This window comes from Klebsiella sp. 10 (assembly GCF_018223925.1).
Taxonomy (GTDB): Bacteria; Pseudomonadota; Gammaproteobacteria; order Enterobacterales; family Enterobacteriaceae; genus Klebsiella; species Klebsiella pneumoniae.
Genome location: NZ_JAGRRB010000014.1, coordinates 224,042 through 250,783, shown reverse-complemented (window position 1 = coordinate 250,783; position 26,742 = coordinate 224,042). Strand labels below are relative to the sequence as shown.

Sequence of the window (26,742 nt, the reverse complement as noted above, 5' to 3'; positions counted from 1 at the left end):
GCTATCAATACGCTCAAAAATCACCGGAACGCATACTTCAAAAGGATTTATTTATCTCACCACCCACGGCAAAACACATTTCTGAACCGAAGATAATTTATAATGAGAATATATCACCATGACACAGAACAATATTCTATTAATTTCAGGCGCTATATTACCGGTCATCATTACCGTCATCATCGGCTATATTAGCGGTAAACGAAAAGACTTTAACTGGCAGCAGGCGGGAGACATCAATAAAATTGTGATGCTCTACGCATTGCCGCTAAGTATTTTCAGCAATATGGTGATGACGCCGCGACACATCGTCATGACCATGGGCCCGGTCGCCGTGGTTATCATCCTGGCGCTGATTATCAGCTTCGTCATTCCCTTACTGGTCGCCCGCTATCTGTTTCGACGCAACCTCGCCCTCAGTACGCTGCAGGCGCTGGCCATCGGCTCGCCGGCAGTCCCGTTTATCGGCACCTCAGTGCTGGCCTTTTTATTTGGCACCGTCAGCGCGTCGCTGATCACCGTGTCCAGCATCACGCAAAACGTCTTCCAGCTGCCGCTGGTGATGATACTGATGTCGGTCGCCACCGGCGATAAGAGCCAGCATATTTCCTTTGGCGCACGGGTGGTGAACGCCATTAAACAACCCGTGGTCTGGTCGCCGGTGATCGCCCTGATCATCGTGCTGGCGGATATCCATATTCCGCAGACTATCTCGATGTCGCTGGGTCTGCTGGGCAAAGCCTCTGGCGGGCTGGCGCTGTTTGCCGCCGGGATCGTGCTCTATACGCGCAGCATTGTTATCACCACCGCTACCATTATCACCGTTATCGCCCGCAATATTCTGGTCCCCGGCGCCTGCTATCTCATTTTATTAAAAATGGGCTTCAGCATGGAGCAAATAAAGGAAGTCGTATTGACGATGGCTATCCCGGTAGGCTCCATCGCGATAATTATTGCTATGCAGTATAAAACCGGCGAGCAGGAAATGGCCTCGACGATGGCGCTGAGTATTATTGCCTCCATCATTACGATGGGCGGATTTATTTTCTTAACCTTTTAATTACCGCGATTACACCGCGTGAATACGGAGAGAATATGGCCTCTATCACATTATCGGCTGCTGAACTGTTACTGCATCGGCTACAGGCGCTGGACGTGGCGTATATTTTTATCAACTCGGGCACCGATTATCCTCCAGTCATTGAAGCCTGGGCAAAGGCCCGGGCGACCGGGCAAAAGGTACCGGAGTTAGTGATCTGCCCGCATGAAAACGCCGCTATCGGCATGGCCCATGGCTATTACCTCGGCACCGGCAAGGTGCAGGCGGTGATGGTTCACACCAACGTCGGGCTAGCCAACGCCGCCTGCGGCGTCATCAATCTGGCGAACAGCAATATCCCGGTGCTGATTTTTGGCGGCCGCACGCCGATAAGCGAACATTCCCACTTCGGCTGCCGCAATACGCCGATTGGCTACGGCCAGGAGATGCGCGACCAGGCGGCGCTGATCCGTGAATCCGTGAAGTGGGATTTTGAACTGCGGCTGGCCGATCAGATCGGCGAGCATGTTGACCGGGCCTGGGCGATCGCCAGCTCCCTGCCGAAAGGGCCGGTCTACCTGAGCTTACCGCGTGAGCCACTGTGCGAAACCTTTGCCGTCGATGAGGCCGCGCTGCAGGCTGGCCCTTCGCAGCAGCCGGTCCGCTATGCGCCAGTCCGGGAAGATATCGCCCGCGCAGCCGAGGCAATCGCCTGCGCCAGACACCCGGTCATCTTCGCCCAGCGCGGCGCCCGAACGGCGGAAGGCTTTGCGCGCCTCGATAGTCTGGTGCGCGAATGGGCGATCCCTCTGGTGGAATACTGGGGCACCGAGGTTACCCTGAGCGCCGATAATCCCCTGCTCGCCGGGGCTGATCCCAGCGTCTGGCTCGCTGACGCCGATGTGATTCTGGTGGTCGACTCGCAGGCGCCATGGATGATCGCCGAGGGCGACTGTCGCCAGGACTGCACCGTGATCCAGATGGGCCCCGATCCGCTCTTCTCCCGCTACCCGGTGCGCGGCTATCGCGCGGACATCAACCTGGCGGGCGAGACCGATGAAGTCTTCAGCCTGCTGGAAGAGGCGCTGCGCCCGCTGCAGGCCGCCCGCCAGCAGCATGTGGCGGAGCGGGCGGCATATACGCAGAACCGCATCCAGCAACAGAAAAACCAGCGCGACGCGCTTATCCATGCCAGCCAGAGCGGGGCCATTACCAAACCCTGGCTCAGCTACTGCCTCGGCCATCTGGCTAATCAACACCGCGGCCGGATCGTTTCTGAACTGACCACGCTGCCGCAGTTTGCCGGACTGACCCATGCCGAGAGCTATTACCAGGAAGCGCTGGCCGGCGGCCTGGGCGAAGCCCTGCCCATCGCGCTGGGGCTGCAGCTTGCGCGCCGGGAAGAGCTGATTATTGCCGCCGTCGGCGACGGGTCGTACCTGTTCGCCAACCCTGCGGTCTGCCACCATATTGCGGAGGTAATGAAGCTTCCTGTCCTCGTCGTGGTCGGAAATAACGGCGGATGGGGCGCCGTCGCGGGCGGCACCAAAGCGCTCTACCCGGACGGCTACGCGGCCCGCGCGGAAACCATTCCGGCCACCGCCTTTACCACCTCGCCGGATTTCGCCGCGATCGCCGCCTCCAGCCGCGCGGCGGCCCTGTCGGTTTCCCGGGCCGAAGATCTCCCCGGCGTGCTGGAAGAAGCGGTATCCCTCATACGCACCCGCCGACAGAGCGTGCTGGTTGACGTGCAGTTAGCCCGCTAACGGCTTCTCCTCCGGGCGCTTGTCGTCCGGAGGGGGTTGTCACCCCTTCTGGTCACCTTTATCCACATGGCCCAGCGGCTTCTCCGGGAAGCAGACATCGCGCACCCGGCGTTTCAGCTCGGCCGCATCCGGAAAACCGCCATCCTGCTTGCGCTCCCAGATCTGCTGACCGTCGACATCGATCGTGAAGATCCCGCCGGTCCCCGGCACCAGCGTCACCGAGGCGATGTCGGTGCTGAAGGTATGTAACAGCTCCTGCGCCATCCAGCTGGCGCGCAGCATCCAGTTGCACTGGGAACAGTAGGTGATGGTGATGGCCGCTTTTGAGTTCATCGTCGTCTCGCTAAGTCTGAAAGGGCAAATTGTAAACAAAGTGCAGTTTAAATGAAGAACACATGATTATTTTGTTGCAAACGATAATACCTATCATTACCATTCGTAATCAACAAATGGAGTAAGACCCTATCCGCAACGGAAAAGACGGAGCAACCTGCAACTCTGGAAGTAACGCGTGAGCCGATACTAATAACGATCAAGGCGTGGCGACTATGTACAAATCGACTCCGTCAGCAGCATGCTGTAAAAAACGCCTGCTGGTGACCTCTTTGTTTGCAGCAATTTATCAGACTTCTGCCATCGCAGCAGATACTTCCGCCGTTAGCGGCGAGGCGGTGGATGACACCTCGGAACAAATGACCGTCACCGCCCCCGCGCCGGTGCAGAAAGCCGGTAGCGAACACAGCATCAGCGCCCGGGAGCTGGAGAATAAAGGCGCTAACGATTTCGGCTCAATCATGCGCTATGAGCCGCTCATCATCGCCACCGGGGCCAGCGGCGGCTCCGGCAACGGCAAAAGCGGCTTCGACCGCGGAGGTTACACCGGCTACAACATTCGCGGTATGGAGAGCAACCGCGTAGGCATCGACGTGGACGGTATCGCGCAACCCAACGCCACCGGCCGCGGCTACGTCGGCCGCGCCGGGCTCAACACCTTCGGCATCGGCCGCGATTATATCGACCCGTATATGTACGGCAGCGTGGATATCCAGTCCGGCGCCACCTCGACGGAAACGGCCAACAGCGCTATCGGGGGGAATGTCTCCTTCCGCCCGAAATCAGCGGATGATTACCTGCGCCCGGGCAAGACCAGCGCCTTCGGCTACCGCAGCGGTTACGACTCTGCGGATCGCAGCTGGCACAACGGGGTGACCGTCGCCGGCGGCGATGAGTTCCTGCGCGGGATTTTGGTCTATAGCCGCCGTGACGGCCAGGAAACCGAAAACAACAGCGGCACCGTCGACGCCTACCCGGCGAACTGGCACTCCGATGCTTTTCTGGCCTCCGGGATCTGGCAGCCTAACGATGAGCACAAGCTGACCAGCACCTTCGACTATTACCATAAAACCAACCACACCCACTACGATACCTGGGACTCCAGCGGCAACAGCACCATCGGCACCGCCAACCAGACCAGCCAGACCCGGCGCTGGGGCCTGAGCCTGAAGGATGACTGGACGCCGATGAACGACTACCTCGACAGCGTCTCCACAAAAATCTACTACCAGCATACCGAAGCCCATGACTGGACTTATATGCCGGACAGCGTCACCCGCAAAATGCAGACGGTGAACTCTAACTACGATACCGACACCTGGGGCCTGCAGACCGCGCTGGCGAAAACCCTGGGCCGCCACGATCTGAGCGCCGGTTTCAACGCCAGCACCAGCAAAACCCAGCGGCCGTTCAGCCAGTCGCCGATCCCCAGCGTTTACAGCGAGATCATGCAGCCGGAGGCAGACAGCCGCAGCTACACCCTCGGTGGCTTTGTCCAGGATAAGATCAACTTCGATCTCGACAGCCACAACTTCGCCGTTATTCCCGGCGTGCGCGTGGTGCATCAATCGACTAAGCCGGAAAATCTGTCCGATCTCGCCGCCAACAGCAGCGTGCTGAGCGAATCGTCGGTGGCGAATCTGTACGGCAAAAACAGCGATACCCAGGTTCTGCCGTCGTTGACCTTCCAGTACGACCTCACCCCGCGCCTGATGACCTACCTGCAGTACCAGCGCGGGGCGCAGTTCCCCAACGCCAGCCAGCTGTATGGCTCCTGGAACCTCGGCTCCAGCTACGCCGGCAGCCAGCAGTATGCCCTGATCGGCAATACCGATCTGAAGACGGAAACCAGCGATAATCTCGAGTGGGGGCTGAAAGGGGAAGTTACCGAAGGCATCACCCTGCGCACGGCGCTGTTCTACAACAGCTATAAGAACTTTATCGCCTATACCCGCTATACCCGCGCCAACAATCCGGGCCAGTTCACGAATGTGCCGTCGAACATCTACACCATTTATCAGGCGGAAAACCGCGATAAAGCCTATATCTACGGCGGTGAGATTAGCACTAAATTTAACTTTGGCACCTGGTTTGAGCAGGTGGACGGCCTGAGCGCCACCCTCGCCCTCGGCTATAGCGAAGGGAAATCGAAATCCAGCTACAGCGGCGATAAATACGTCGACCTCGACAGCGTGGCGCCAATGAAAGCCATCGTCGGCGTGGCGTGGGACGATCCGGCGAAACGCTACGGCACCGCCCTGACGGCGACCTTTGTCAAAGGGAAACAGGCGACCGCCACCAACCGCGAAAGCTACAGCAACAGCGGATCCGCCATCACCGATGCCAGCAGCGACTATATGCGCGTGCCGGGCTACGGCATGCTGGACTGGACCGCGTACTGGCAGGTGGCGAAAAACGTGCGCCTCAATGGCGGGGTCTACAACCTCACCGATCGTAAATACTGGGATTACCTGAGCAGCCGCAATATCGAGACCGGCACCAACCAGGACGCCAACGATAAAGCGCTGGCGGTGATGCCGGGCCGCACCTGGCAGCTGGGCGTCAACGTCGACTTCTGATTGCCCGAATAATAACGCACCTGCCCCCGGCCCGCCGGCCGGGGATATTCATCGTCGAGAAGGATATGATTATGCCAAATGCACACCCTGACCTGTGGCAGCGCTACCAGGCCACCAAAGCGGCCAGTACCGCGAAATATGCCCGCGATATCGCCGCGGAAATGGGGATCAGCGAAGCCGAGCTGACCGCCGCCCGCCTCGGCCATGATGCCGTGCGCCTGAGCGATGACGCCCGGACGCTGATTGCCGCCCTGGAGCGCGTCGGCGAAACCAAATGCATCTGCCGCAACGAGTATGCCGTGCATGAGCAGGTGGGCCAGTTCACGCACCAGCACCTCAGCGGCCACGCCGGGCTGGTGCTGAACCCGCGTGCGCTCGACCTGCGTCTGTTCCTCAGCCAGTGGGCCAGCGCCTTCCATCTGAACGATAATGGCCGTCAGAGCATCCAGTTTTTCGACCACCACGGCGACGCCCTGCTGAAAGTCTATGCGACCACGCAGACCGACATGGCGGCCTGGGAGACCCTGATCGCGGAATATCGGGTGGCGGCGCCGGCACCGCTGACCCTGCGCCCGCTGGAGCCGGTGAAATATGCCGATACCGCCGACGGCGCCGCCCTGGAGAACGACTGGCGCGCGATGACCGACGTTCACCAGTTCTTCGGTCTGCTGCGTAAATATCAGCTTTCCCGCCAGCAGGCCTTCCGTCTGGTGAGCGACGACCTCGCCTGCCGCGTGGCTCGCCATGCGCTGCCGTCGCTGCTGGAGACGGTGCGCCAGGAGGGCAATGAAATCATGATTTTCGTCGGCAATCGCGGCTGCGTGCAGATCTTTACCGGCGCCCTGGAAAAGCTGGCCCCCATGCGCGGCTGGCTGAATATCTTCAATACTACTTTTACCCTGCATCTGCGCGAAGAGAGCCTCGATGAAGTGTGGGTGACCCGCAAGCCGACTTCGGACGGACACGTCACCAGCGTCGAACTGTTCGCTAAAGACGGCACCCAGATTGCCCAGCTCTACGGCCAGCGCAGCGAGGGGCACCCCGAGCAGACGCAATGGCGCCAGCAGGTAGACCGCCTGACCCGTGAAGGGCAGCCCGCATGATGCGCTGGTTACTGCTCTTGATCGCTTTCCCGCTGCTGAGTCACGCCGCCGTTGAGCGGCTCGTCACCCTCGGCGGAGATGTCACTGAGATCGTTTATGCCCTTCACGCGGAGGAGAGCCTGGTGGCGCGGGACAGCACCAGCAGCTGGCCCCCGGCGGCGCAAAAGTTGCCGGACGTCGGCTACCTGCGACAGCTGAACGCCGAGGGGATCCTCGCGTTACGCCCGCAGCTGGTGTTAGCGAGCGCCCAGGCTCAGCCCTCGCTGGTCTTACACAAAGTGCAGGCGAGCGGGGTGAAGGTGGTGAACGTGCCGGGCGGCGAAAGTCTGTCCGCGATCGATAACAAAGTGGCTGTCATTGCCGAAGCGTTAGGCAAAACGGCGGCAGGCGACGCGCTGCGCCAGCAGCTTCAGCAGCAGATCGCCGCCATTCCAACGCAGCCGGTTGCTAAGCGGGTGCTGTTTATTCTCAGCCACGGCGGAATGAATACCCTGGTGGCCGGACAGCATACCGCGGCCGATGGCGCCATTCGCGCCGCCGGATTGCAGAACGCGATGCAGGGCTTCGACCACTATCGCGCCATGTCGCAGGAAGGGGTCGCCGCCAGCCAGGCGGATCTGGTGGTGATCTCCGCCGATGGTCTCAAAGGGATGGGCGGCGAAGCCGGGCTGTGGAAACTGCCCGGCCTGGCGCAGACCCCGGCGGGGCGTCATAAACAGCTGCTGACGATCGACGATATGGCCCTGCTGGGCTTCGGGCCGCGCACACCGCAGGCGATAATCGCGCTGCGAAACAAAGCGGAGCAGTTGCCCTGATGCGCCCTGCCCTCGCTCGCCGTTTGCTGCTGATGACGCTGCTGCTGGTCTCCCTGACGTTGTTTGCCACCACCCTCGGCGCCATGCGCTTGCCGCTGGTCAACCTGCTGCCTTCCGGGGATGACATGCTGCGCCATATCTGGCTGACCATCCGTCTGCCGCGGGTGCTGCTGGCCCTGCTGGTGGGCGCGGCGCTGGCCCTCTCCGGCTGCGTGATGCAGGGGCTGTTTCGCAACCCGCTTGCCGACCCGGGCCTGCTGGGCATCAGCAGCGGCGCCGCGCTGGCGGTGGCCAGCTGGCTGGTGCTCCCGTTCTCCGCTGCGGGGCTGATCGCCCTGTATATGCCGATGCTGGCGGCGTTTATTGGCAGCCTGGCGGTGATGGTGGTGATTTTCATCCTCAGTCGGGCGGAGGAGGGTTCGCTGTCGCGCCTGCTGCTGGTGGGGATCGCCATCAACGCGCTGTGCGGCGCGCTGGTCGGCGTCCTGTCCTGGCTGAGCAATGACGCCCAGCTGCGCCAGCTGTCGCTGTGGGGAATGGGCAGTCTGGGCCAGGCCGAATGGCCGACGCTGCTGGTGGCCGCGACCTTGATTATCCCGGCGGCGCTGGCGGTGTGGTGGATGGCGTCCCGCCTCAATCTGCTGCAGCTTGGCGATGAAGAGGCGCACTATCTTGGGGTCAACGTGCAGGCGCTGCAGCGCTGGCTGCTGCTGTGCAGCGCGGTGCTGGTGGCCGTCGCGGTGGCCATCAGCGGAGTCATCGGCTTTATCGGCCTGGTGGTGCCGCACCTGATGCGCCTGTGGCTGGGACCGGACCATCGCGGACTGATCCCCGGCTCGCTGCTGGCCGGCGCGATCCTGCTTCTGCTGGCCGACACCCTGGCCCGCACCGTGGCGGCGCCGGCGGAGATACCGGTCGGTCTGCTCACCAGCCTGCTGGGCGCCCCCTGGTTTCTGTGGCTGGTCTTTCGTCGGGAGAACTCCAGACATGGTTAATGAATACTGCGCCCAGGGGCTGTCACTTCACCTTGGTAAACGACAGATTATCGACAACGTCTCCGTCGCGCTGCGCGGCGGCGAGATGACGGCGCTTATCGGGCCGAACGGCGCCGGGAAATCCACTCTGCTGCGCCTGTTGACCGGCTATCTGACTCCGGACAGCGGCACCCGCCATCTTGCAGGCAAGCCGCTGGAGGCCTGGTCCCCCGAGGCGCTGTCGCGCCGGCGGGCGGTCATGCTGCAGCGAACGGCCCTGCAGGCCGACTGGACGGTGGAAACGGTCATTGCCATGGGACGCTCACCGTGGGGCGCGACGGCGGATCCGGCGGTGCTGGCGGCGGTGATGGCCGTCACCGGCTGCGATGGCCTTGCCGGCCGCCGCTATCCCGGCCTCTCCGGCGGCGAGCAGCAGCGGGTACAGCTGGCCCGCTGTCTGGCGCAGCTATGGCGCGACGGCGCGCCGCAGGGCTGGCTGTTTCTCGATGAGCCCACCTCGGCGCTGGACCTTTACTATCAGCAGCACCTGCTGCGTTTGCTCAAACGGCTCACCGCCGGCGGGCAACTGCACGTCTGCGTGGTGCTGCATGACCTTAACCTCGCCGCCCTGTGGGCCGACCGCATCCTGCTGCTCCACCAGGGACATCTGGTCGCCCAGGGCACGCCGCAGGAGGTGATCCAGCAGCCGGTTATCCATCGCTGGTACGGGGCGGATGTCCGCCTCGTCCAGCACCCGGACAACGCGGTCCCCCAGGTTTATCTGGCGCCATAATCCCCGCGCGGCGCAACTGGAATCCGGATCGCGCCGCGCTTACGCTTTCTGGCAATAATTGCCTGCATTATATTATTGAGGGTCATTTATATTTAAAATCTATACCAATGGCGTAATAACCCAATGAAATATTTACGACAGCTATTTTTAAATATAAACCATCATTACAGAGAAGATATTTCCCGTATTAATCCAAAAACGACACATTGATTATTTACTGCGCTTAATCAACTCGATACACTGTTTTCTTACTAATGATAATAGAGGGAAGAAGAAGCATGGCTATTCCAGGTAATATGTGGATATACGACGACGGTGGGGCACTAATCAAAGGTGGTTGTGATGTTGCAGACAGGGAGTTCAGCATCGAATTTAAAGGGTTTCATCACAATCTCTCCATTCCCACTGATAATGCCACTGGCAAGCCTACCGGCACTCGTCAGCACTCACCAATGATCATCGTTAAAGAATTCGACTATTCCAGTCCATACCTCTACAAAGCAGTAGCTACTGGTCAGAACCTGAAATCTGCTGAAATCAAATGGTATAAAATCAGCGATGCTGGTCAAGAAGTGGAATACTTCAATATGCTACTTGAAGGCGTCCGAATCGTATCAATATCTCCTACAATGGCTTCCCCAGAAGACAAGAACAACAACCATCTTGAATCTGTCGAACTTAGATATGAGAAGATCACCTGGAAACATTGTGACGGAAATATAATTTTCACCGATGCCTGGAATGAAAGACAAACAGCATAATAGATGAGCAAATGGATACGACAGAAGATCTAAATGGAACCTATTTCTATCACGGACAATCCAATCTTTCGGCTGGTGAACTTTTTGATGTCATTTTTCTTGAACAATTTTGTGACGAACTTGGCATTGGTATTGAATCTGGTGCCGCTATCCTCGCCGGGCAACCTTGGCTAAAAACCAGAACAAAGCCAGGAGAGGCAATAAAAGGAACAAGTGTTGTTTCTAAATATGGAAGGATGCTTCTGAGAAATGCAAAAACTCCATTTGGTATTAGGGTTCCTACACCCGTTGGTGTAAGAATGAGAAAAACGAATAGTCTTGCTGCTGTTATCGCCCGTTATGTTCCGTGGTTAGGTTGGATAGGACTTGTAAACTCAATTTATCAAGTTTCAAGAAAAACTCAGGAAAAATACAACCTAATAGCTCGCCCCAAAGACCGTATACAATGGACATCCTTTTAATGAAAAGCATTCAAGATCAGGTTTTAGACTTGTTTAAAGATGAGATCTCAACCCGTTTAGATAAAAATTGGAAAGAAATCCCATTGGAACTTGATTATGACTTATTTGATGCTCCCGGCGACGATCTGCATGACGCTTTAAATAAATTTGAACAAAAATTTAATGTTGATCTTTCCAGTGTTAAATGGTCGTGTTATTTCCCTTGGGAGAATACTCCAATGCTAACTCGGTGGTTTAAAGTAAAACGAGAAGATGTAGAAAAAACGCGTAAACCTTTAACTATCAAAATGTTTGCCGAATCAGCAAAAGCAGGTAAATGGCTTTACGACTAGCAACCACAAGCCGTTGTCGTAACGAGGTCTACGGCCAGAAGGCAGAACAACATCGACGGCGAACGTAATGTATGAAGACGATCGCGTGGCGGCGGTTCAATTACTGTGACGGTACCCCGCCCCCTCTGCAACTGGAATCCGGATCGCGCCGCGTGCTTTCGTCGGTTTCCCTCACCTGCCCATCTCCGTTATTATGTCTCATCCATGTGATAACGACGACAACTACAAAATCGCAGCCATTTCAAATCAGGGATCTGGATAACACCCCATGAGCACAATTGACAATCTCGACGCCCACACGCCGATGATGCAGCAGTATCTCAAGCTGAAGGCGCAACATCCTGACATTCTACTGTTTTACCGGATGGGGGATTTTTACGAGCTATTTTATGACGATGCGAAACGCGCGTCGCAGCTGCTCGATATCTCGCTGACCAAGCGCGGCGCCTCCGCGGGCGAACCGATACCCATGGCCGGCATCCCCCACCACGCGGTGGAGAACTACCTCGCCAAACTGGTCAACCAGGGCGAGTCGGTGGCCATTTGCGAGCAGATTGGCGACCCGGCCACCACCAAGGGGCCGGTCGAGCGTAAAGTGGTACGTATCGTCACCCCGGGCACCATTAGCGATGAAGCGCTGCTGCAGGAGCGCCAGGACAACCTGCTGGCCGCCATCTGGCAGGACAGCAAGGGCTTCGGCTACGCGACGCTGGATATCAGCTCCGGGCGCTTTCGCCTGAGCGAACCGGCCGACCGCGAAACCATGGCGGCAGAGCTGCAGCGCACCAACCCGGCGGAACTGCTGTATGCGGAAGATTTTGCCGAATCGTCGCTGATCGAGGGCCGCCGCGGTCTGCGCCGTCGCCCGCTGTGGGAATTTGAAATCGACACCGCACGCCAGCAGCTAAACCTGCAGTTCGGCACCCGCGATCTGGTCGGCTTCGGCGTCGAAAACGCCCCGCGCGGCCTGTGCGCCGCCGGCTGCCTGCTGCAGTATGTCAAAGACACCCAGCGTACCTCGCTGCCGCACATCCGCTCCATCACCATGGAACGCCAGCAGGACAGCATCATTATGGATGCCGCCACCCGCCGTAACCTCGAGATCACCCAGAATCTGGCCGGCGGCACCGACAACACCCTGGCCTCGGTACTCGACTGTACGGTGACGCCGATGGGTAGCCGGATGCTCAAGCGCTGGCTGCATATGCCGGTCCGCGATACCGCCGTGCTGGTGGAGCGCCAGCAGACCATCGGCGCGCTGCAGGAGCGCTATACCGAGCTGCAGCCGGTGCTGCGCCAGGTCGGCGATCTGGAGCGTATTCTGGCGCGTCTGGCGCTGCGTACCGCCCGGCCGCGCGATCTTGCCCGCATGCGTCATGCCCTGCAGCAACTGCCTCTGCTGCGTGAGCTGCTGGCCGACGTTGACAGTCAGCCGGTGCAAAAATTGCGCGAGAAAATGGGCGAGTTCACCGAACTGCGCGAACTGCTGGAGCGCGCGGTGATCGACGCCCCGCCGGTGTTGGTCCGCGACGGCGGGGTCATCGCTCCAGGCTATAGCGAAGAGCTGGACGAGTGGCGGGCGCTGGCCGATGGCGCCACCGATTATCTCGATAAGCTGGAGATCCGCGAGCGCGAGCGGCTGGGCCTCGATACCCTGAAAGTCGGCTACAACGCCGTCCACGGCTACTACATCCAGATTAGCCGCGGCCAGAGCCACCTCGCGCCGATCCACTACGTGCGCCGCCAGACGCTGAAGAACGCCGAACGCTATATTATTCCTGAGCTGAAGGAATACGAAGATAAGGTGCTGACCTCCAAGGGCAAAGCGCTGGCGCTGGAAAAACAGCTTTATGACGAACTGTTCGACCTGCTGCTGCCGCATCTCGCCGATCTGCAAACCAGCGCCAGCGCGCTGGCCGAGCTGGACGTGCTGGTCAACCTGGCGGAACGTGCGGAAACCCTGAACTATTGCTGCCCGACCTTTAGCGATAAGCCAGGCATTCGCATTAGCGAAGGCCGCCATCCGGTGGTCGAGCAGGTGCTGAAAGAGCCGTTTATCGCTAACCCGCTGCAGCTGGCGCCGCAGCGGCGGATGCTGATTATCACCGGGCCGAACATGGGCGGTAAAAGTACCTATATGCGCCAGACCGCGCTGATTGCGCTACTGGCCTATATCGGCAGCTACGTCCCGGCGCAGAAAGTAGAAATTGGCCCGATCGATCGCATCTTCACCCGCGTCGGCGCGGCGGATGACCTGGCCAGCGGCCGCTCGACCTTTATGGTGGAGATGACTGAAACCGCCAATATCCTGCACAATGCCACCGAGCATAGCCTGGTGCTGATGGATGAGATTGGCCGCGGCACGTCCACCTACGACGGGCTATCGCTGGCGTGGGCCTGTGCGGAAAATCTGGCCAACAAAATCAAGGCGCTGACGCTGTTCGCCACCCACTACTTCGAGCTCACCCAGCTGCCGGAGAAAATGGAAGGCGTCGCCAACGTCCACCTCGACGCCCTGGAGCACGGCGATACCATCGCCTTTATGCACAGCGTGCAGGACGGCGCGGCCAGCAAGAGCTATGGCCTGGCGGTCGCCGCGCTGGCGGGGGTGCCGAAAGAGGTGATCAAGCGCGCGCGGCAGAAACTGCGCGAGCTGGAGAGTATCTCGCCCAACGCGGCGGCGACCCAGGTCGACGGCACGCAGATGTCGCTACTCGCCGCCCCGGAAGAGACCTCGCCTGCGGTTGAGGCGCTGGAGAATCTTGATCCGGACTCCCTGACCCCGCGTCAGGCGCTGGAGTGGATCTACCGTCTGAAAAGCCTGGTCTAGCCACCCATTAAGGTGAAAAACGGCAGCGCTGTGAAGCGCTGCCGTTTTAGTAAACAAAAAAATGGGTGCTAGAGGATGCGTCCTGACAACCCATACGCGGGGTTGCCCCCGCGCGGATGCTACTTCTTCGATTCGTAAGCGAGAACAGCTTTAAACTCAATATTACGCTCTTTAATACTCAGCTCGCATAGTGAGCTGTGCACCAACAGCGTAAATCCCAGTACCGTAATACAGAGTACGATGATTGCCACAAGGGCATATTTTGTCAGCATATCTTGCCTCCCTGCAAAGAAGAGACTAACATCTGAATTGTCTATGTTCATTCGCTAGCCTCAGTTGATAGAAATATCTCCTGGGGCTTTCGTCTGTCTGGGGTCCTGGTAATGCTCAAGGCCAGACAGCCTCAAGCACCCGCCGCAATTCTACACTCGTCAGGGCGTGAAATTTATCTGCAAGGAATTAATCAGACGAATTTTATAATAATCTGGATGCAGGCTCGCAAAGTCATCCCGGTATATTAACCCTTCACGTAATTTTTTAATTTAATGAAAAAATAATTTCCATAATTGTACTAAATATAAAAAAGGCCCGACTTAGCGGGCCCCTTTCATTAACGCTTATCTTCCGGCAATAGCGGCGGTACGTGCGGCACCTGCGGCGCCTCATCGATATCTTTCTGCGTCATGCGGAACGCTTCCGGATAGTGTTCGCGGCTGGTGCGGCGCAGCGGCTCGGTATCTCGCCAGGTGTAAAGACAGTGCTGGCACTGATACACGGTCCAGACCCCTTTCACCGGCGAGGTCGCCATGACTTCAATCTTTTCATCGGCGCAACGTGGACAAATCATCTTCTTCTCCTTATTTACGGTTGGCCAGCATAGCGGTCAGTTTTTCAGCCCAGGCTTTGGTTTCCGGCAGATCCTGCACCGGCTGGCTGTAGTGACCGCGAAGGTCCGGCGCAACCGGGGTGGTGGCGTCGATAATCAGTTTGTCGGTAATGCCTGCCGGGCTGGAGCCTGGGTCAAGTTCAAGGACCGACATGTTCGGCAACTGCACCAGGTCTCCCGCCGGGTTAACCTTCGAGGAGAGCGCCCACATCACCTGCGGCAGGTTGAACGGGTCGACGTCTTCATCAACCATGATCACCATCTTCACATAGCCGAGGCCGTGGGGAGTGGTCATCGCCCGCAGGCCCACCGCGCGGGCAAAACCGCCGTAGCGTTTTTTGGTGGAGATGATCGCCAGCAGACCATGGGTGTACATGGCGTTGACCGCCTGCACTTCCGGAAATTCGGCCTTCAGCTGCTGATACAGCGGTACGCAGGTCGCCGGGCCCATCAGATAGTCAATCTCGGTCCACGGCATACCGAGGTAGAGCGATTCAAAAATCGGTTTGCTGCGATAAGAGACTTTGTCGATACGCACTACCGTCATGTTACGACCGCCGGAGTAGTGACCGGTAAATTCACCGAACGGCCCCTCGATCTCACGCTTACGCCCTTCAATGACCCCTTCGAGGATCACTTCCGAACCCCAGGGCACGTCAAAGCCGGTCAGCGGCGCGGTAGCGATGGGATACGGGCTCTCGCGCAGCGCGCCAGCCATCTCATATTCAGACTGATCGTATTTCAGCGGCGTGGCGCCCATCAGGGTAATAATCGGGTCGTTACCGAGGGTAATGGCGATCGGCAGATCTTCCCCACGCTCTTCCGCTTTGTGCAGATGCAGCGCGATATCGTGCATCGGTACCGGCTGCAGGCCGAGCTTGCGCTTGCCTTTCACTTCCATGCGGTAGATACCGACGTTTTGCTTACCGAAGTTATCTTTATCCAGCGGATCGCGCGAAACGACACAGGCTTTATCGAGGTAGAAACCGCCGTCACCATCGTTGAGGCGGAACAGCGGCAGAATATCGAACAGGTTGATATCATCGCCATCAACAGTATTTTCTGCCCACGCCGGGTTGGCGCGGCGCTCTGGCGTCACCGGGAAGTTATCCCAGCGGCGAATGAACTCATCAATCTGCTTTTTCACCGGCGTGTTAGGCGGCAGGCCCAGCGAGATGGCATGGTTCTGCCACGAGCCGATGGTGTTCATCGTCACGCGAGCGTCGTTAAAGCCGCGAATATTATCGAACCACAGCGCCGGGGCACCGTCGCCGATGCGTCCGGTCGCATTGGCGGCCGCCGCCAGATCGGGCTCAGCGTTCACCTCTTCACTGATTTTCAGCAGTTGTCCCTGGTCATCCAGCGCCTGCAAAAAGCTGCGCAAATCATCAAAAGCCATTATTCGATCTCCTGTGCAAATTGTTCTGCCGTGCGCAAGCCGTTCCAGCGGCGCGCTTTGTGATAGTCGAGGCCAAACTGATCCAGCACCCGGGTGACGATATGATTGGTGATATCGTCAACCGTCTCCGGGTGGTTGTAGTAAGCTGGCATCGGCGGGACCATCGCCACGCCCATGCGGGACAGCGCCAGCATGTTCTCCAGATGGATCGTGCTGAGCGGCATTTCCCGCGGGACCAACACCAGCTTGCGCCCCTCTTTGAGCACCACGTCCGCCGCGCGGCCCACCAGCCCTTCGGCATAACCCGCGCGAATGCCTGCAAGCGTTTTCATACTGCAGGGAATAACGATCATGCCGTCGGTACGAAATGAACCGGATGAGATGGTGGCGGCCTGGTCTGCCGGGCTGTGGGAAAAGTCCGCCAGCGCGGCCACTTCGCGCGCCGTCCAGGGCGTTTCCAGCTCGATGGTGGTTTTGGCCCATTTCGACATCACCAGATGGGTTTCCACCTCCGGCATATCGCGCAGCGCCTGCAGCAATGCCACCCCAAGCGGTGCCCCGGTAGCCCCCGTCATCCCAATAATCAGTTTCACTCCAGACCTCATTACTTTTGTTCGTGTACGAACTTTATATTTAAACTACCCCCTCCAGCCCTTATTGGCAAGATCGTTCGTATACGTGCGCATTTTTAATCAAAACGCAGAAAGGGTATAAAAAGGCGTACGAACGGCTATCATAGAGGTGACAGTTTTGTTACGGAGTATTCATGGAGTTACGAAACGAAGCATTCCACCTGCTGCGCCAGCTTTTTCAACAGCATACCGCCCGCTGGCAGCAGGCGTTGCCGGACCTGACTAAACCTCAGTATGCGGTGATGCGCTCGGTAGCGGAGCACCCCGGGATCGAACAGGTGGCGCTGATTGAAGCGGCGGTCAGCACCAAGGCTACGCTGGCGGAGATGCTCAGCCGAATGGAAGCGCGCGGCCTGGTGCGCCGGGAGCACGATCCGGCCGATAAACGCCGCCGTTTTGTCTATCTGACCGACGAAGGCGAGGCGTTGCTTAACCGTTCCATTCCGCAGGGCAATGAGGTCGATGACGAGTTTCTCGGCCGCCTGAGCGATGACGAGCGCGAGCAGTTCTCCCGGCTGGTGCACAAAATGATGGCGCCCTGAACGGGCGCTTAACCGACCTTCTCGCGCAGGAAGTCAATAAATGCCCGCACCCGGGTCGGCAAATGCTGAGAGTCGGGATAAAGGGCATACACGCCCTGCTGTGGGAAATGGTATTCCGGCAGGAGCGGCACCAGCTCCCGCTGCGCCACCTTTTTGGCTACCAGCCATGCGGGCAGCAAGGCGACGCCGCATCCCGCCAGAGCAAAGCTCATCAGCGCCGTAGCGCTATCAGCAGAAAACCGCGGCGCGCTGGCTATCGCGAAATCCACCTCTGTCTGGTGATCCGTGCGCAGCTGCCAGCGCAGCGGCGTCGGCAGGCGCTCGTGAATAATCCACTCAGCTTGCGCCAGATCGGACAGCGTCTGCACCGGATGGCTTGCCAGCCAGGCCGGAGAGGCGACGGGCAGGATCGCGAAACTGGCTATCCGCGTCGCCCGATAGCGGGAATCGGCCAGCGTACCGAGGCGTATCGCCACATCAAATCGTTCTGAAATGAGGTCGGCATGATGGGAGGAGGAGACGTGGCGCACCCGCAGCGCCGGATGACGACGGGCGAACGCGGCCAGCGCTGGAATGATAACCTGCGCGCCATACTCCGGCGTGGTGGTGATCCGTAGCTCCCCGCTTAAGCCGCTATGGCTGGCCCGCACTTCATCCTGGAGATTTTCCGCCGCGTTCAGGAGCGCCACCCCGCGCTGATAGAACAGCACCCCGGCGTCAGTGAGCCGCAAACGCCGCGTCGAACGCAGCAGCAGCGTCACCCCCAGCTCATTTTCCAGCTGCCGTACGTTAAAGCTGACCACTGCCTTGGTCTGCCCCAGCGCCGCTGCGGCCAGGGTGAAACTGCCGGCATCTACCACGGCGATAAACATGGTCACGCGCTGAAGATTAAGCATCGTCGTCCGGATGATTGTCAAAAATATTCAGACAGTATATCCCGATTAGTCCCGTTTATCCCTCGCTGCGGCAGGTTTACAGTAGCCGCCTGTCTGAGGGAGTGAACCATGACCTACCGCCACCGCGTTGCCACCGTTTTTCTGTTCGGCTTTTTTCTCGATTTGATCAATATGTTTATCGCCAGCATCGCCTTTCCGGCAATCAGCCGCGCGCTGGCGGTTTCCGTCTCGCAACTGGCGTGGGTCAGTAATGCCTATATTCTCGGTCTGACGGTCGTTGTGCCGTTCAGCGCCTGGCTCAGCGAGCGCTGGGGGGCGAAAGGGCTGTTTTTACTCTCGCTGGTGCTGTTCAGCCTCGGCGCGCTGGCGGCAGGGCTTGCCAACAGCCTGAGCGAACTGATTTTATGGCGGACGCTGCAGGGGATGGGCGGCGGGCTGTTAATCCCCCTCGGCCAGGCGCTGACGTGGCCGCTGTTTCAGCCGCATGAGCGGGCGAAGCTGTCGGCGGCGGTGATGCTGGTCGGCCTGCTGGCCCCCGCCTGCTCGCCGGCGATCGGCGGCCTGTTAGTCGAGGCGTTCAGTTGGCGCTGGGTCTTTAACGCCAGCCTGCCTGTCGCTCTGCTAACCTTTGTGCTGGCGGTGCGATGGCTGAACGACACCCCCGGTCCGGTTCGCCCGACTCGCTTTCTTCCACTGTCGCTGCTGGCCGATCCCCTGCTGCGCTTCGCGATGCTGATCTACCTCTGCGTGCCGGGAATGTTTATTGGCGTCAACGTGGTGGGGATGTTCTACCTGCAACGCGTCACCGGGATGGCGCCGGGGGCAATCGGTGCCCTGATGGTGCCCTGGTCGCTGGCCTCGTTTGCCGCCATCACTTTTACCGGCAGATATTTCAACCGCTTCGGGCCCCGGCCGCTGGTCGTCATCGGCTGCCTGCTTCAGGCGATGGGGATCATGCTGCTGCTGAAGATCGATGCGGACAGCCCGCTGGCGCTGTTGATTCTGGCCTTTACGCTGATGGGCGGCGGAGGCAGCTTATGCAGCAGCACCGCGCAAAGCAGCGCTTTCCTGCATACGCCTGCCGAAGAGATGCCTGACGCCAGCGCGCTATGGAATCTTAACCGCCAGCTCAGCTTCTTTGCCGGCAGCGCCCTGCTCGCCCTGCTGCTGAGGGTATTCCCGCCGGCCTACGCCTGGCAGGGGGTATTTATCAGCGCCGCCGTCATTACCCTGTTGCCGCTGCTGTTTTGCCTGCGGCTGAATAATCGGGCGATTATCCATCGCCTGCACACCACTCTGGAGAAGTCATGAATCCTTATCTGCAGGAAGTCCTCGATGCCCATGTCCTTATCGAACGCTGGTTAAGCCATGGCGAAGGAAGCGCTGAGGCGCTGATGAAGCGTTTTGCCGCCGATTTTACCATGATCCCCTTGAGCGGTGAGAAGATGGACTACCCAACGGTGAGCCGTTTTTTCCACCACGCCGGCGGCAGCCGTCCGGGGTTAGATATCGTAGTGGATCAGATGGAAATCATCAGCGAGTGGCACGACGGCGCCGCAGTGCTATATCGTGAAAGCCAAACGCTGGCGGATAGCAGCCAGAACGTTCGCTGGTCGACGGCGATTTTTCAGCACGCGGAAGGGAAAATTGTCTGGCGCCATCTGCAGGAAACCCGCCTCGGCTAGCCCAAAGAAAAAGGCCCCGACTTTCGAGGGGGCCTTTTTGACAGAAAACGTCTTATTCGCGGAAGAGCGCTTCGATATTCAGCCCCTGTCCCTGCAGAATTTCCCGCAGGCGACGCAGACCTTCTACCTGGATCTGCCGCACGCGTTCGCGGGTCAGGCCAATTTCACGGCCCACATCCTCCAGCGTGGCAGCTTCATAACCCAGCAGACCAAAACGACGTGCCAGAACTTCACGCTGCTTGGCGTTCAGTTCGAACAGCCATTTGACGATACTTTGCTTCATATCATCGTCCTGCGTGGTGTCTTCCGGGCCGTTCTCTTTCTCATCGGCCAGAATATCCAGCAGCGCTTTTTCTGAATCGCCACCCAGCGGAGTATCCACGGAGGTGATGCGCTCGTTCAGACGCAGCATACGGCTGACGTCATCGACCGGTTTGTCCAGCTGTTCGGCGATCTCTTCCGCGCTAGGCTCGTGGTCCAGCTTATGGGACAACTCGCGCGCGGTACGCAGATAGACGTTCAGCTCTTTAACAATATGGATCGGCAAACGGATCGTACGGGTTTGGTTCATGATCGCCCGTTCAATAGTCTGGCGGATCCACCAGGTCGCGTAGGTCGAAAAACGGAACCCACGTTCCGGGTCAAACTTCTCAACGGCGCGGATCAGGCCGAGGTTACCTTCTTCAATCAGATCCAGCAGCGCCAGACCACGATTGCTGTAACGACGGGCAATCTTCACCACCAGACGCAGGTTACTTTCAATCATGCGACGGCGTGAAGCGACATCACCACGCAGTGCGCGACGCGCGAAATAGACTTCCTCTTCCGCGGTCAGCAGTGGGGAATAACCAATCTCTCCAAGATAAAGCTGAGTGGCGTCAAGTACGCGCTGGGTTGCGCCTTGCGACAGCAGCTCTTCCTCAGCCAGATCGCTATCACTGGGTTCCTCTTCTACTAAGGCTTTCTCGTCGAAAACCTCAATTCCGTTCTCATCAAATTCCGCGTCTTCATTTAAATCATGAACTTTCAGCGTATTCTGACTCATAAAGGTGGCTCCTACCCGTGATCCCTGAGCAAAGCACCTTCCACGGCACATCAACAAACGACGCCTGGACGATTTCCCCTGCCCTCTCTGCGAGAGGAACGTAGACACCGCCCTGGCGCCTGTTAGCTGATGCTTCGCTTATCCGTACTTTGCCAAATTATCGCTGCGGTAAGTACTGCAGCGGGTTGACGGATTTCCCCTTGTAACGAATTTCAAAATGTAATCTTGTTGAGCTGGTTCCGGTGCTACCCATGGTAGCGATTTTCTGCCCCGCTTTGACTTCCTGTTGCTCCCGAACCAGCATGGTATCGTTATGAGCGTAGGCACTCAGGTAATCATCGTTGTGTTTGATGATAATAAGATTACCGTAGCCGCGCAGTGCGTTACCGGCATAGACGACGCGCCCATCGGCGGTCGCGACAATAGCCTGTCCCTTACTGCCTGCAATATCGATACCTTTATTGCCGCCTTCCGCGCCGCTAAAGTTCTCGATAACCTTGCCATCAGTCGGCCAGCGCCATGCTGAGATCGGCGAACTGGTTGACGTACTGCTTGCAGTCGGCTGGGTTGTGCTCACCGTTGTTGGTGCCGTCACCGGCGCGACAACCGTTGTGGTTGTAGTCGCTGGTTTATTATTAGGCAACATCTTGGTAGCACTCTGTTCACCTGAAGATTCAGAATACGTAATAGTCGGTTGTGAAGCAACCACCGCGGTCGATTTTTGTGCAGAAGTTGTGCTGGTCGTCGCACCGCCGCTCGCTCTTGCGCTGGCCTGAGAAACGGCGTTTTCGCCGGTGATCGGCTGGCCTGAGGCGTTACCGACCTGCAGTACCTGCCCCACGTTCAGCGCGTACGGGGCCGGGATATTGTTGCGTTGCGCCAGGTCGCGGAAATCGTTGCCGGTGACCCAGGCGATATAGAATAGCGTGTCGCCGCGTTTTACCGTATAGGTACTGCCGCCGGTATAGCTACCTTTCGGAATATCGCCATATTTGCGGTTGTAAACGATCCGGCCATTTACCGTCTGTACCGGCTCCTGCGCCACCGGCGCCGGCTGCGGCTGAATGGTCTGGGTCTGCATCGGCTGAATCGGCTGCGCCTGAGGAGCGGACTTGACGCCGGAGGGTGGCGGCGTAATCAGCATGCCGGAGTTGGTGCTGGAAGAGGCGGCGCCGCCGGCAGAGCTAACCGGCGCAGGCGGATTATTGGTGTTGGTACACCCGGCCAGCCAGAGTGAAACCAGTGAAAGAGCCGCAATACGGCTGACGGTAAATTTGGTGCTTCCCGCGCTCATTTATCCCCCAGGAATATGTTAACTGCCAATATCTTGCTTACCGGGCGGCGCCCGGCCAGGACACTGAAAAATGTGTCCACCCTACGCCTAAAGTCAGGCAAAAAAAACCTGGAATAATCCGGGTCTCAGGCCAGCTCCCCCTTCACCAGGGGAACAAAGCGAACGGCCTCGACGGTATCAATGATAAATTCGTTGCCCCGACGACGGATCCGTTTGAGAAACTGATGCTCTTCGCCGACCGGCAGCACCAGCACGCCGTCATCATCCAGCTGCGCCAGCAGCGCGGTCGGTATTTCCGGCGGCGCCGCCGTCACAATAATGGCATCAAACGGCGCCCGCGCCTGCCAACCTTGCCACCCATCGCCATGACGGGTTGAAACATTATGTAAATCAAGTTGTTTCAGGCGACGACGCGCCTGCCACTGTAAACTCTTAATTCGCTCTACCGAGCATACGTGATGCACCAGATGCGCCAGGATGGCCGTCTGGTAGCCGGAACCGGTGCCGATCTCCAGCACCCGCGACTCCGGCGTCAGCGTCAGCAGCTCGGTCATCCGCGCCACCATATACGGCTGGGAGATGGTCTGCCCCTGGCCAATCGGCAGCGCGGTGTTTTCCCACGCTTTATGTTCAAAGGCTTCATCAACAAACTTTTCGCGCGGGACCAGCGCGATCGCCTCGAGGACACGTTCATCGACGATGCCCTGCGTGCGCAGTTGATTCAACAAACTTTCAACACGTTTACTTACCATTGCCTGTCAACCCCGACACGTTCCAGCCAATCGGTGACCACCTCATGCGCCTGATGGGCGGTTAAATCGACGTGCAATGGCGTCACGGAAACATAGCCTTCATCCACTGCCGCAAAATCGGTGCCCGGCCCGGCATCGCGCTTATCGCCCGGCGGACCAATCCAGTACAGGGTGTTGCCGCGCGGATCTTTTTGCGGGATCACCTGGTCGGCCGGATGGCGGTTGCCGCAGCGGGTCACGCGAATGCCCTTGATTTGATCAAGCGGGAGATCCGGTACGTTGATGTTAAGGATCCGCCCGGTACGCAGCGGCTCGCGGCTTAGGGCGCGCAGAATGGTGCAGGTTACCGCCGCGGCGGTATCGTAATGCTGATAGCCGTTCAGCGACACGGCCAGCGCGGGGAACCCCAGATGACGGCCTTCCATCGCCGCGGCCACGGTGCCGGAATAGATGACGTCGTCACCCAGGTTGGGGCCGGCATTAATGCCGGAAACCACGATGTCCGGACGCGGGCGCATCAGCGCGTTCACGCCGAGATAGACACAGTCGGTCGGGGTGCCCATCTGGACGGCGATGTCGCCATTTTCAAAGGTAAACGTACGCAGGGACGATTCCAGCGTCAGCGAATTTGAGGCCCCGCTGCGGTTACGATCGGGTGCAACCACCTGGACCTCGGCAAACTCCCTTAAGGCCTTCGCCAGGGTCTGTATCCCCGGCGCATGGATCCCGTCATCGTTACTCAGCAATATTCGCATAGTCACCCGTTGTATTGATAAGCTCCCTGACCACGCTGGTGGCGAAGCTGCCCGCCGGCAGCCAGAAACGCAGTTCAACGGTTACGTCATCCCACCAGTTCCAGCTGAGCTGCTGTGGATAGAGAAGCATCGCCCGGCGCGCCGCCTCGACTTTCTCCCGTACCAGCAGCGCCTGCAACGCGGTTTCCTCGGCGATCGCGGCCTGCTCGAAAGCCAGGGCGTCGCGCTGGCTTCCCCAGTCGCCGCTGCCCGGCAGCGTGGCCGTAATCATCAGTTCGCGGTTATGCACCCGCGCCTGCGAAACCTCGAGTTCTTCCGGTGTGACGACAAACCAGCTCCCGCGCCCCGCTAATTGTAGCGCATCGCCATCAACGACCTGATTAAATTCCGTTTTTTTTAATCTAATACTCACTTGCTGATTAAACAACGCACTGCGGGCTGCCGACAACCAAAAACTGCGCTTATTGCGATCGCGCACTGGCGCGCCGCTCTCCGCCCAGCGCAGGGCACCCTGCAGGTTACTGCCGCCAATGCCAAAGCGCTGCGCGCCGAAATAGTTCGGCACTCCCCGTTCAGCGATGGCCTGCAGACGCGTCTCCACGTCCTGGCGATCGCTAATCTCGCGCAGGATCACGGTAAACTGGTTGCCTTTCAGCGCGCCTAAACGCAGCTTACGCTTATGGCGAGCATATTCCAGTACCTGGCAGCCCTCGAGCTGAAATTTGCTCAGGTCCGGCATCTCTTTGCCGGGCACCCGGGCGCACAGCCACTGCTCGGTGACCGCGTGCTTATCCTTTTGCCCGGCGAAGCTCACTTCACGGGCGTGGATCTTAAGGAATTTTGCCAGCGCGTCGGCGACAAAGCGCGTATTGCAGCCGTTTTTCAGGATCCGCACCAGCACGTGTTCGCCTTCGCCGTCCGGGGCAAAGCCCAGATCTTCCACCACCAGAAAATCTTCCGGATTGGCTTTCAGCAGCCCACTGCTCTGCGGCTTGCCGTGCAGCCAGGTCAGTTGGTCAAAGGCGATCATTTGTCGGCCTTACGCAGCAGCGCAACCGCTTCGCAGGCGATCCCTTCCCCGCGGCCGGTGAAGCCGAGCTTCTCGGTGGTGGTCGCTTTCACGTTGACGTCGTCCATATGGCAGCCGAGATCCTCAGCGATAAAGACACGCATCTGCGGAATATGCGGCAGCATTTTCGGCGCCTGGGCAATAATCGTGACGTCGACGTTGCCGAGCGTATAGCCCCTGGCCTGAATGCGGCGCCATGCTTCGCGTAGCAGTTCGCGGCTATCGGCGCCTTTAAACGCCGGATCGGTATCGGGGAACAGCTTGCCGATATCGCCCAGCGCCGCGGCGCCAAGCAGCGCGTCGGTCAGCGCATGCAGCGCGACGTCGCCGTCGGAGTGGGCCAGCAGCCCTTTTTCATAAGGAATGCGTACCCCGCCAATGATGATTGGGCCTTCACCGCCAAAAGCGTGTACGTCAAAACCATGTCCAATTCGCATTAAGCTTTCTCCTGGTGTCGGGAACGGGTGAGGTAAAATTCAGCCAGCGCCAGGTCTTCCGGGCGCGTCACTTTAATATTATCCGCGCGTCCGGCGACCAGCTGCGGATGGAAGCCGCAGTACTCCAGCGCCGAAGCTTCATCGGTGATAGTGGCTCCCTCGTTTAGCGCGCGAGTGAGGCAATCCACCAGCAGCTCGCGAGGGAAAAATTGCGGGGTGAGCGCATGCCACAGGTCATTGCGGTCGACGGTATGGGCGATAGCGGTTTTGCCCGGCTCGGCGCGCTTCATGGTGTCGCGCACTGGCGCCGCAAGGATCCCGCCGACGCGGCTGGTTTCGCAGAGCGACAGCAGGCGGCTGAGGTCGTCCTGATGCAGGCAGGGGCGCGCGGCGTCATGCACCAGCACCCACTGCGCCTCTGGCAACGCCTGCAGGCCGGCGAGTACCGAATCGGCGCGCTCAGCGCCGCCATCCACCACGGTAATCTGCGGATGCTGCGCCAGCGGCAGCTGGCTGAAGCGGCGATCGCCGGGGCTGACGGCAATCACCACCCGCTGGACGCGCGCATCCGCCAGCAGCGCGGCGACCGCGTGTTCGAGAATCGTTTTGTTACCGATTGAGAGATATTGTTTCGGGCATTCCGTTTGCATGCGGCGGCCGAAACCGGCTGCCGGCACCACGGCGCAAACGCCCGGAAAAGTGGCTGCCATGTTGTAATCCTGGGCCTGGTTATCGATTGTTCTGCTGTTGCCCCGATGCCTGATTGCGTTTAGACGCATCCGGTACCAGACGATAGAAGGTTTCGCCCGGGCGGGTCATGCTGAGTTCATTGCGCGCACGCTCCTCAATCGCTTCCTGCCCGCCGTTGAGGTCGTCAATTTCGGCAAAGAGCTGATCGTTGCGTGCTTTTAATTTGGCGTTAGTCGCCTGCTGGGCGGTGACGTCGTCGTTAACCCGCGTGTAGTCATGCAGGCCGTTTTTACCGAACCACAGCGAATACTGTAGCCAGACCAGCAAAGCTAATAATAGCAGCGTTAGTTTACCCATCCTGCCCCCTGAAAAACGGCATCATCATCCCAAAACTCGCCCGGGTACGCTACCGGGGCGCGCGGACGATGCCGCGTAACGCGGGGACTGTACCATATTTTTGCTGTCGATACCCATGCTTGATTCATACCAGCAACGGGTTATCCCAACAGCCAGAGGAAGAGTAGCGCAAACATCAGCCCAACGGTCAGGATGGTCGCGCTGACGCTATAGAGCAGTTTGCCATTGAGCAGAGAGTGCAGCGCAATACCGACCACCACCGCCACCGGCATCAACGCAAGGAAGAATGGCCAGGTGTAGAGGAGAAAGAAGAGTGTATTACTACCATAGAGAAGGAAGGGAATACCCAGCGCCAGCAGCCACGAAATAAAGCCCACGGCAGCGCCCGACAAAGACCAGGTGGTCTCGTCGCCGATCGCCGGAGGCGGTTCTGAACGAATAATACTGAGGTTCTGGGTATTGCGCATATCGAATCCTGTAGACCGGGCAACCGGCACCCCTCGATGCCGCTGCCGTT

At 58.8% G+C, this 26,742-nt stretch carries 29 protein-coding genes; 14 read left to right on the top strand and 15 right to left on the bottom strand.

Going from position 1 to position 26,742, the window contains the following annotated elements:
* Positions 1 to 118 precede the first annotated feature (118 nt).
* Positions 119 to 1,060 (top strand): AEC family transporter, encoded by a 942-nt coding sequence (locus KHQ26_RS17005; RefSeq protein WP_020805091.1) that lies wholly within the window; start codon positions 119 to 121, stop codon positions 1,058 to 1,060.
* Positions 1,061 to 1,095: 35 nt separating this feature from the next.
* Complete coding sequence (locus KHQ26_RS17000; protein ID WP_020805092.1) at positions 1,096 to 2,805, top strand: thiamine pyrophosphate-requiring protein; 1,710 nt, start codon at positions 1,096 to 1,098, stop codon at positions 2,803 to 2,805.
* A 39-nt stretch (positions 2,806 to 2,844) separates the two neighbouring features.
* Here the strand turns inward: KHQ26_RS17000 and KHQ26_RS16995 are convergent, their stop codons facing one another.
* Positions 2,845 to 3,138, bottom strand: coding sequence for a SelT/SelW/SelH family protein (locus KHQ26_RS16995; RefSeq protein ID WP_002915045.1), 294 nt, complete (start codon positions 3,136 to 3,138; stop codon positions 2,845 to 2,847).
* Between the two features lie 215 nt (positions 3,139 to 3,353).
* Here KHQ26_RS16995 and KHQ26_RS16990 point away from each other — a divergent pair, with 215 nt between their 5' ends.
* The 9 genes from KHQ26_RS16990 to mutS all read left to right on the top strand — a co-directional run bounded on the left by KHQ26_RS16990 (position 3,354) and on the right by mutS (position 13,786).
* A complete protein-coding gene (locus KHQ26_RS16990) occupies positions 3,354 to 5,717 on the top strand; it encodes a TonB-dependent receptor domain-containing protein (RefSeq protein ID WP_049125182.1) in 2,364 nt (787 codons plus the stop codon).
* A 71-nt stretch (positions 5,718 to 5,788) separates the two neighbouring features.
* Positions 5,789 to 6,820 (top strand): hemin-degrading factor, encoded by a 1,032-nt coding sequence (locus KHQ26_RS16985; RefSeq protein WP_004185408.1) that lies wholly within the window; start codon positions 5,789 to 5,791, stop codon positions 6,818 to 6,820.
* The gene (locus KHQ26_RS16980) at positions 6,817 to 7,635 is read left to right on the top strand and encodes a heme/hemin ABC transporter substrate-binding protein (protein WP_004181072.1); all 819 of its coding nucleotides are present in this window, start codon (positions 6,817 to 6,819) and stop codon (positions 7,633 to 7,635) included. The genes KHQ26_RS16985 and KHQ26_RS16980 overlap by 4 nt, the downstream gene beginning before the upstream one ends.
* Positions 7,635 to 8,630, top strand: a complete 996-nt coding sequence (locus KHQ26_RS16975; RefSeq protein ID WP_004174663.1) for a FecCD family ABC transporter permease — start codon at positions 7,635 to 7,637, stop codon at positions 8,628 to 8,630. The genes KHQ26_RS16980 and KHQ26_RS16975 overlap by 1 nt, the downstream gene beginning before the upstream one ends.
* Complete coding sequence (locus tag KHQ26_RS16970; protein ID WP_004149516.1) at positions 8,623 to 9,402, top strand: heme ABC transporter ATP-binding protein; 780 nt, start codon at positions 8,623 to 8,625, stop codon at positions 9,400 to 9,402. The genes KHQ26_RS16975 and KHQ26_RS16970 overlap by 8 nt, the downstream gene beginning before the upstream one ends.
* Before the next feature lie 278 nt (positions 9,403 to 9,680).
* Positions 9,681 to 10,163: an Hcp family type VI secretion system effector gene (locus KHQ26_RS16965; protein WP_002915094.1), complete on the top strand. Its 483-nt coding sequence runs from the start codon at positions 9,681 to 9,683 to the stop codon at positions 10,161 to 10,163.
* Positions 10,164 to 10,174: 11 nt separating this feature from the next.
* Positions 10,175 to 10,624, top strand: coding sequence for an STM2901 family protein (locus KHQ26_RS16960; RefSeq protein ID WP_049256836.1), 450 nt, complete (start codon positions 10,175 to 10,177; stop codon positions 10,622 to 10,624).
* Entirely contained in the window at positions 10,609 to 10,956 is a 348-nt protein-coding gene (locus KHQ26_RS16955) for a DUF1493 family protein (protein WP_008806210.1), read from the top strand. The genes KHQ26_RS16960 and KHQ26_RS16955 overlap by 16 nt, the downstream gene beginning before the upstream one ends.
* 268 nt (positions 10,957 to 11,224) lie before the next feature.
* Positions 11,225 to 13,786: a DNA mismatch repair protein MutS gene (gene mutS / locus KHQ26_RS16950; RefSeq protein WP_004151059.1), complete on the top strand. Its 2,562-nt coding sequence runs from the start codon at positions 11,225 to 11,227 to the stop codon at positions 13,784 to 13,786.
* A gap of 119 nt (positions 13,787 to 13,905) precedes the next feature.
* On the opposite strand, the gene KHQ26_RS16945 is transcribed toward mutS, so the two are convergent.
* The 4 genes from KHQ26_RS16945 to KHQ26_RS16930 all read right to left on the bottom strand — a co-directional run bounded on the left by KHQ26_RS16945 (position 13,906) and on the right by KHQ26_RS16930 (position 16,664).
* Positions 13,906 to 14,058, bottom strand: a complete 153-nt coding sequence (locus KHQ26_RS16945; RefSeq protein ID WP_002915097.1) for a Hok/Gef family protein — start codon at positions 14,056 to 14,058, stop codon at positions 13,906 to 13,908.
* Positions 14,059 to 14,396: 338 nt separating this feature from the next.
* Entirely contained in the window at positions 14,397 to 14,633 is a 237-nt protein-coding gene (locus tag KHQ26_RS16940; protein WP_002915098.1) for a non-oxidative hydroxyarylic acid decarboxylases subunit D, read from the bottom strand.
* 10 nt (positions 14,634 to 14,643) lie between these two features.
* Positions 14,644 to 16,071, bottom strand: coding sequence for a non-oxidative hydroxyarylic acid decarboxylases subunit C (locus KHQ26_RS16935; protein WP_004151060.1), 1,428 nt, complete (start codon positions 16,069 to 16,071; stop codon positions 14,644 to 14,646).
* Entirely contained in the window at positions 16,071 to 16,664 is a 594-nt protein-coding gene (locus KHQ26_RS16930; protein ID WP_002915099.1) for a non-oxidative hydroxyarylic acid decarboxylases subunit B, read from the bottom strand. Before KHQ26_RS16930 ends, KHQ26_RS16935 begins: the two co-directional genes overlap by 1 nt.
* A 173-nt stretch (positions 16,665 to 16,837) precedes the next feature.
* Here KHQ26_RS16930 and KHQ26_RS16925 point away from each other — a divergent pair, with 173 nt between their 5' ends.
* The gene (locus KHQ26_RS16925; RefSeq protein ID WP_002915102.1) at positions 16,838 to 17,245 is read left to right on the top strand and encodes a MarR family winged helix-turn-helix transcriptional regulator; all 408 of its coding nucleotides are present in this window, start codon (positions 16,838 to 16,840) and stop codon (positions 17,243 to 17,245) included.
* A gap of 8 nt (positions 17,246 to 17,253) precedes the next feature.
* On the opposite strand, the gene KHQ26_RS16920 is transcribed toward KHQ26_RS16925, so the two are convergent.
* The gene (locus KHQ26_RS16920) at positions 17,254 to 18,141 is read right to left on the bottom strand and encodes a LysR family transcriptional regulator (RefSeq protein ID WP_004181081.1); all 888 of its coding nucleotides are present in this window, start codon (positions 18,139 to 18,141) and stop codon (positions 17,254 to 17,256) included.
* A gap of 108 nt (positions 18,142 to 18,249) precedes the next feature.
* On the opposite strand from KHQ26_RS16920, the gene KHQ26_RS16915 reads away from it, so the two are divergent.
* Positions 18,250 to 19,452 (top strand): MFS transporter, encoded by a 1,203-nt coding sequence (locus KHQ26_RS16915; protein WP_049124844.1) that lies wholly within the window; start codon positions 18,250 to 18,252, stop codon positions 19,450 to 19,452.
* Entirely contained in the window at positions 19,449 to 19,826 is a 378-nt protein-coding gene (locus KHQ26_RS16910; protein ID WP_009485531.1) for a hypothetical protein, read from the top strand. Before KHQ26_RS16915 ends, KHQ26_RS16910 begins: the two co-directional genes overlap by 4 nt.
* A 52-nt stretch (positions 19,827 to 19,878) precedes the next feature.
* On the opposite strand, the gene rpoS is transcribed toward KHQ26_RS16910, so the two are convergent.
* From rpoS to KHQ26_RS16865, 9 genes are all read right to left on the bottom strand, one after another.
* Positions 19,879 to 20,871: an RNA polymerase sigma factor RpoS gene (rpoS, locus tag KHQ26_RS16905; RefSeq protein WP_002915106.1), complete on the bottom strand. Its 993-nt coding sequence runs from the start codon at positions 20,869 to 20,871 to the stop codon at positions 19,879 to 19,881.
* A gap of 157 nt (positions 20,872 to 21,028) precedes the next feature.
* Positions 21,029 to 22,165, bottom strand: coding sequence for a murein hydrolase activator NlpD (nlpD, locus tag KHQ26_RS16900; protein WP_004149542.1), 1,137 nt, complete (start codon positions 22,163 to 22,165; stop codon positions 21,029 to 21,031).
* 125 nt (positions 22,166 to 22,290) lie between these two features.
* Entirely contained in the window at positions 22,291 to 22,917 is a 627-nt protein-coding gene (locus tag KHQ26_RS16895; protein WP_002915108.1) for a protein-L-isoaspartate(D-aspartate) O-methyltransferase, read from the bottom strand.
* Positions 22,911 to 23,672 carry a 5'/3'-nucleotidase SurE gene (surE, locus tag KHQ26_RS16890; protein WP_004142750.1) on the bottom strand — a complete coding sequence of 254 codons (762 nt, stop codon included), beginning with the start codon at positions 23,670 to 23,672 and terminating at the stop codon, positions 22,911 to 22,913. The genes KHQ26_RS16895 and surE overlap by 7 nt, the downstream gene beginning before the upstream one ends.
* On the bottom strand, positions 23,653 to 24,702 hold the full coding sequence (truD, locus tag KHQ26_RS16885) for a tRNA pseudouridine(13) synthase TruD (RefSeq protein ID WP_004185423.1): 1,050 nt from the start codon (positions 24,700 to 24,702) through the stop codon (positions 23,653 to 23,655). The genes surE and truD overlap by 20 nt, the downstream gene beginning before the upstream one ends.
* Entirely contained in the window at positions 24,699 to 25,178 is a 480-nt protein-coding gene (gene ispF, locus KHQ26_RS16880; protein WP_002915113.1) for a 2-C-methyl-D-erythritol 2,4-cyclodiphosphate synthase, read from the bottom strand. The genes truD and ispF overlap by 4 nt, the downstream gene beginning before the upstream one ends.
* Positions 25,178 to 25,888 carry a 2-C-methyl-D-erythritol 4-phosphate cytidylyltransferase gene (gene ispD / locus KHQ26_RS16875; RefSeq protein WP_009485534.1) on the bottom strand — a complete coding sequence of 237 codons (711 nt, stop codon included), beginning with the start codon at positions 25,886 to 25,888 and terminating at the stop codon, positions 25,178 to 25,180. The genes ispF and ispD overlap by 1 nt, the downstream gene beginning before the upstream one ends.
* Positions 25,889 to 25,907: 19 nt before the next feature.
* The gene (ftsB, locus tag KHQ26_RS16870) at positions 25,908 to 26,225 is read right to left on the bottom strand and encodes a cell division protein FtsB (RefSeq protein ID WP_002915156.1); all 318 of its coding nucleotides are present in this window, start codon (positions 26,223 to 26,225) and stop codon (positions 25,908 to 25,910) included.
* A gap of 140 nt (positions 26,226 to 26,365) precedes the next feature.
* Positions 26,366 to 26,692: a DUF3561 family protein gene (locus tag KHQ26_RS16865; protein ID WP_002915157.1), complete on the bottom strand. Its 327-nt coding sequence runs from the start codon at positions 26,690 to 26,692 to the stop codon at positions 26,366 to 26,368.
* Between the last annotated feature and the right edge of the window lie 50 nt (positions 26,693 to 26,742).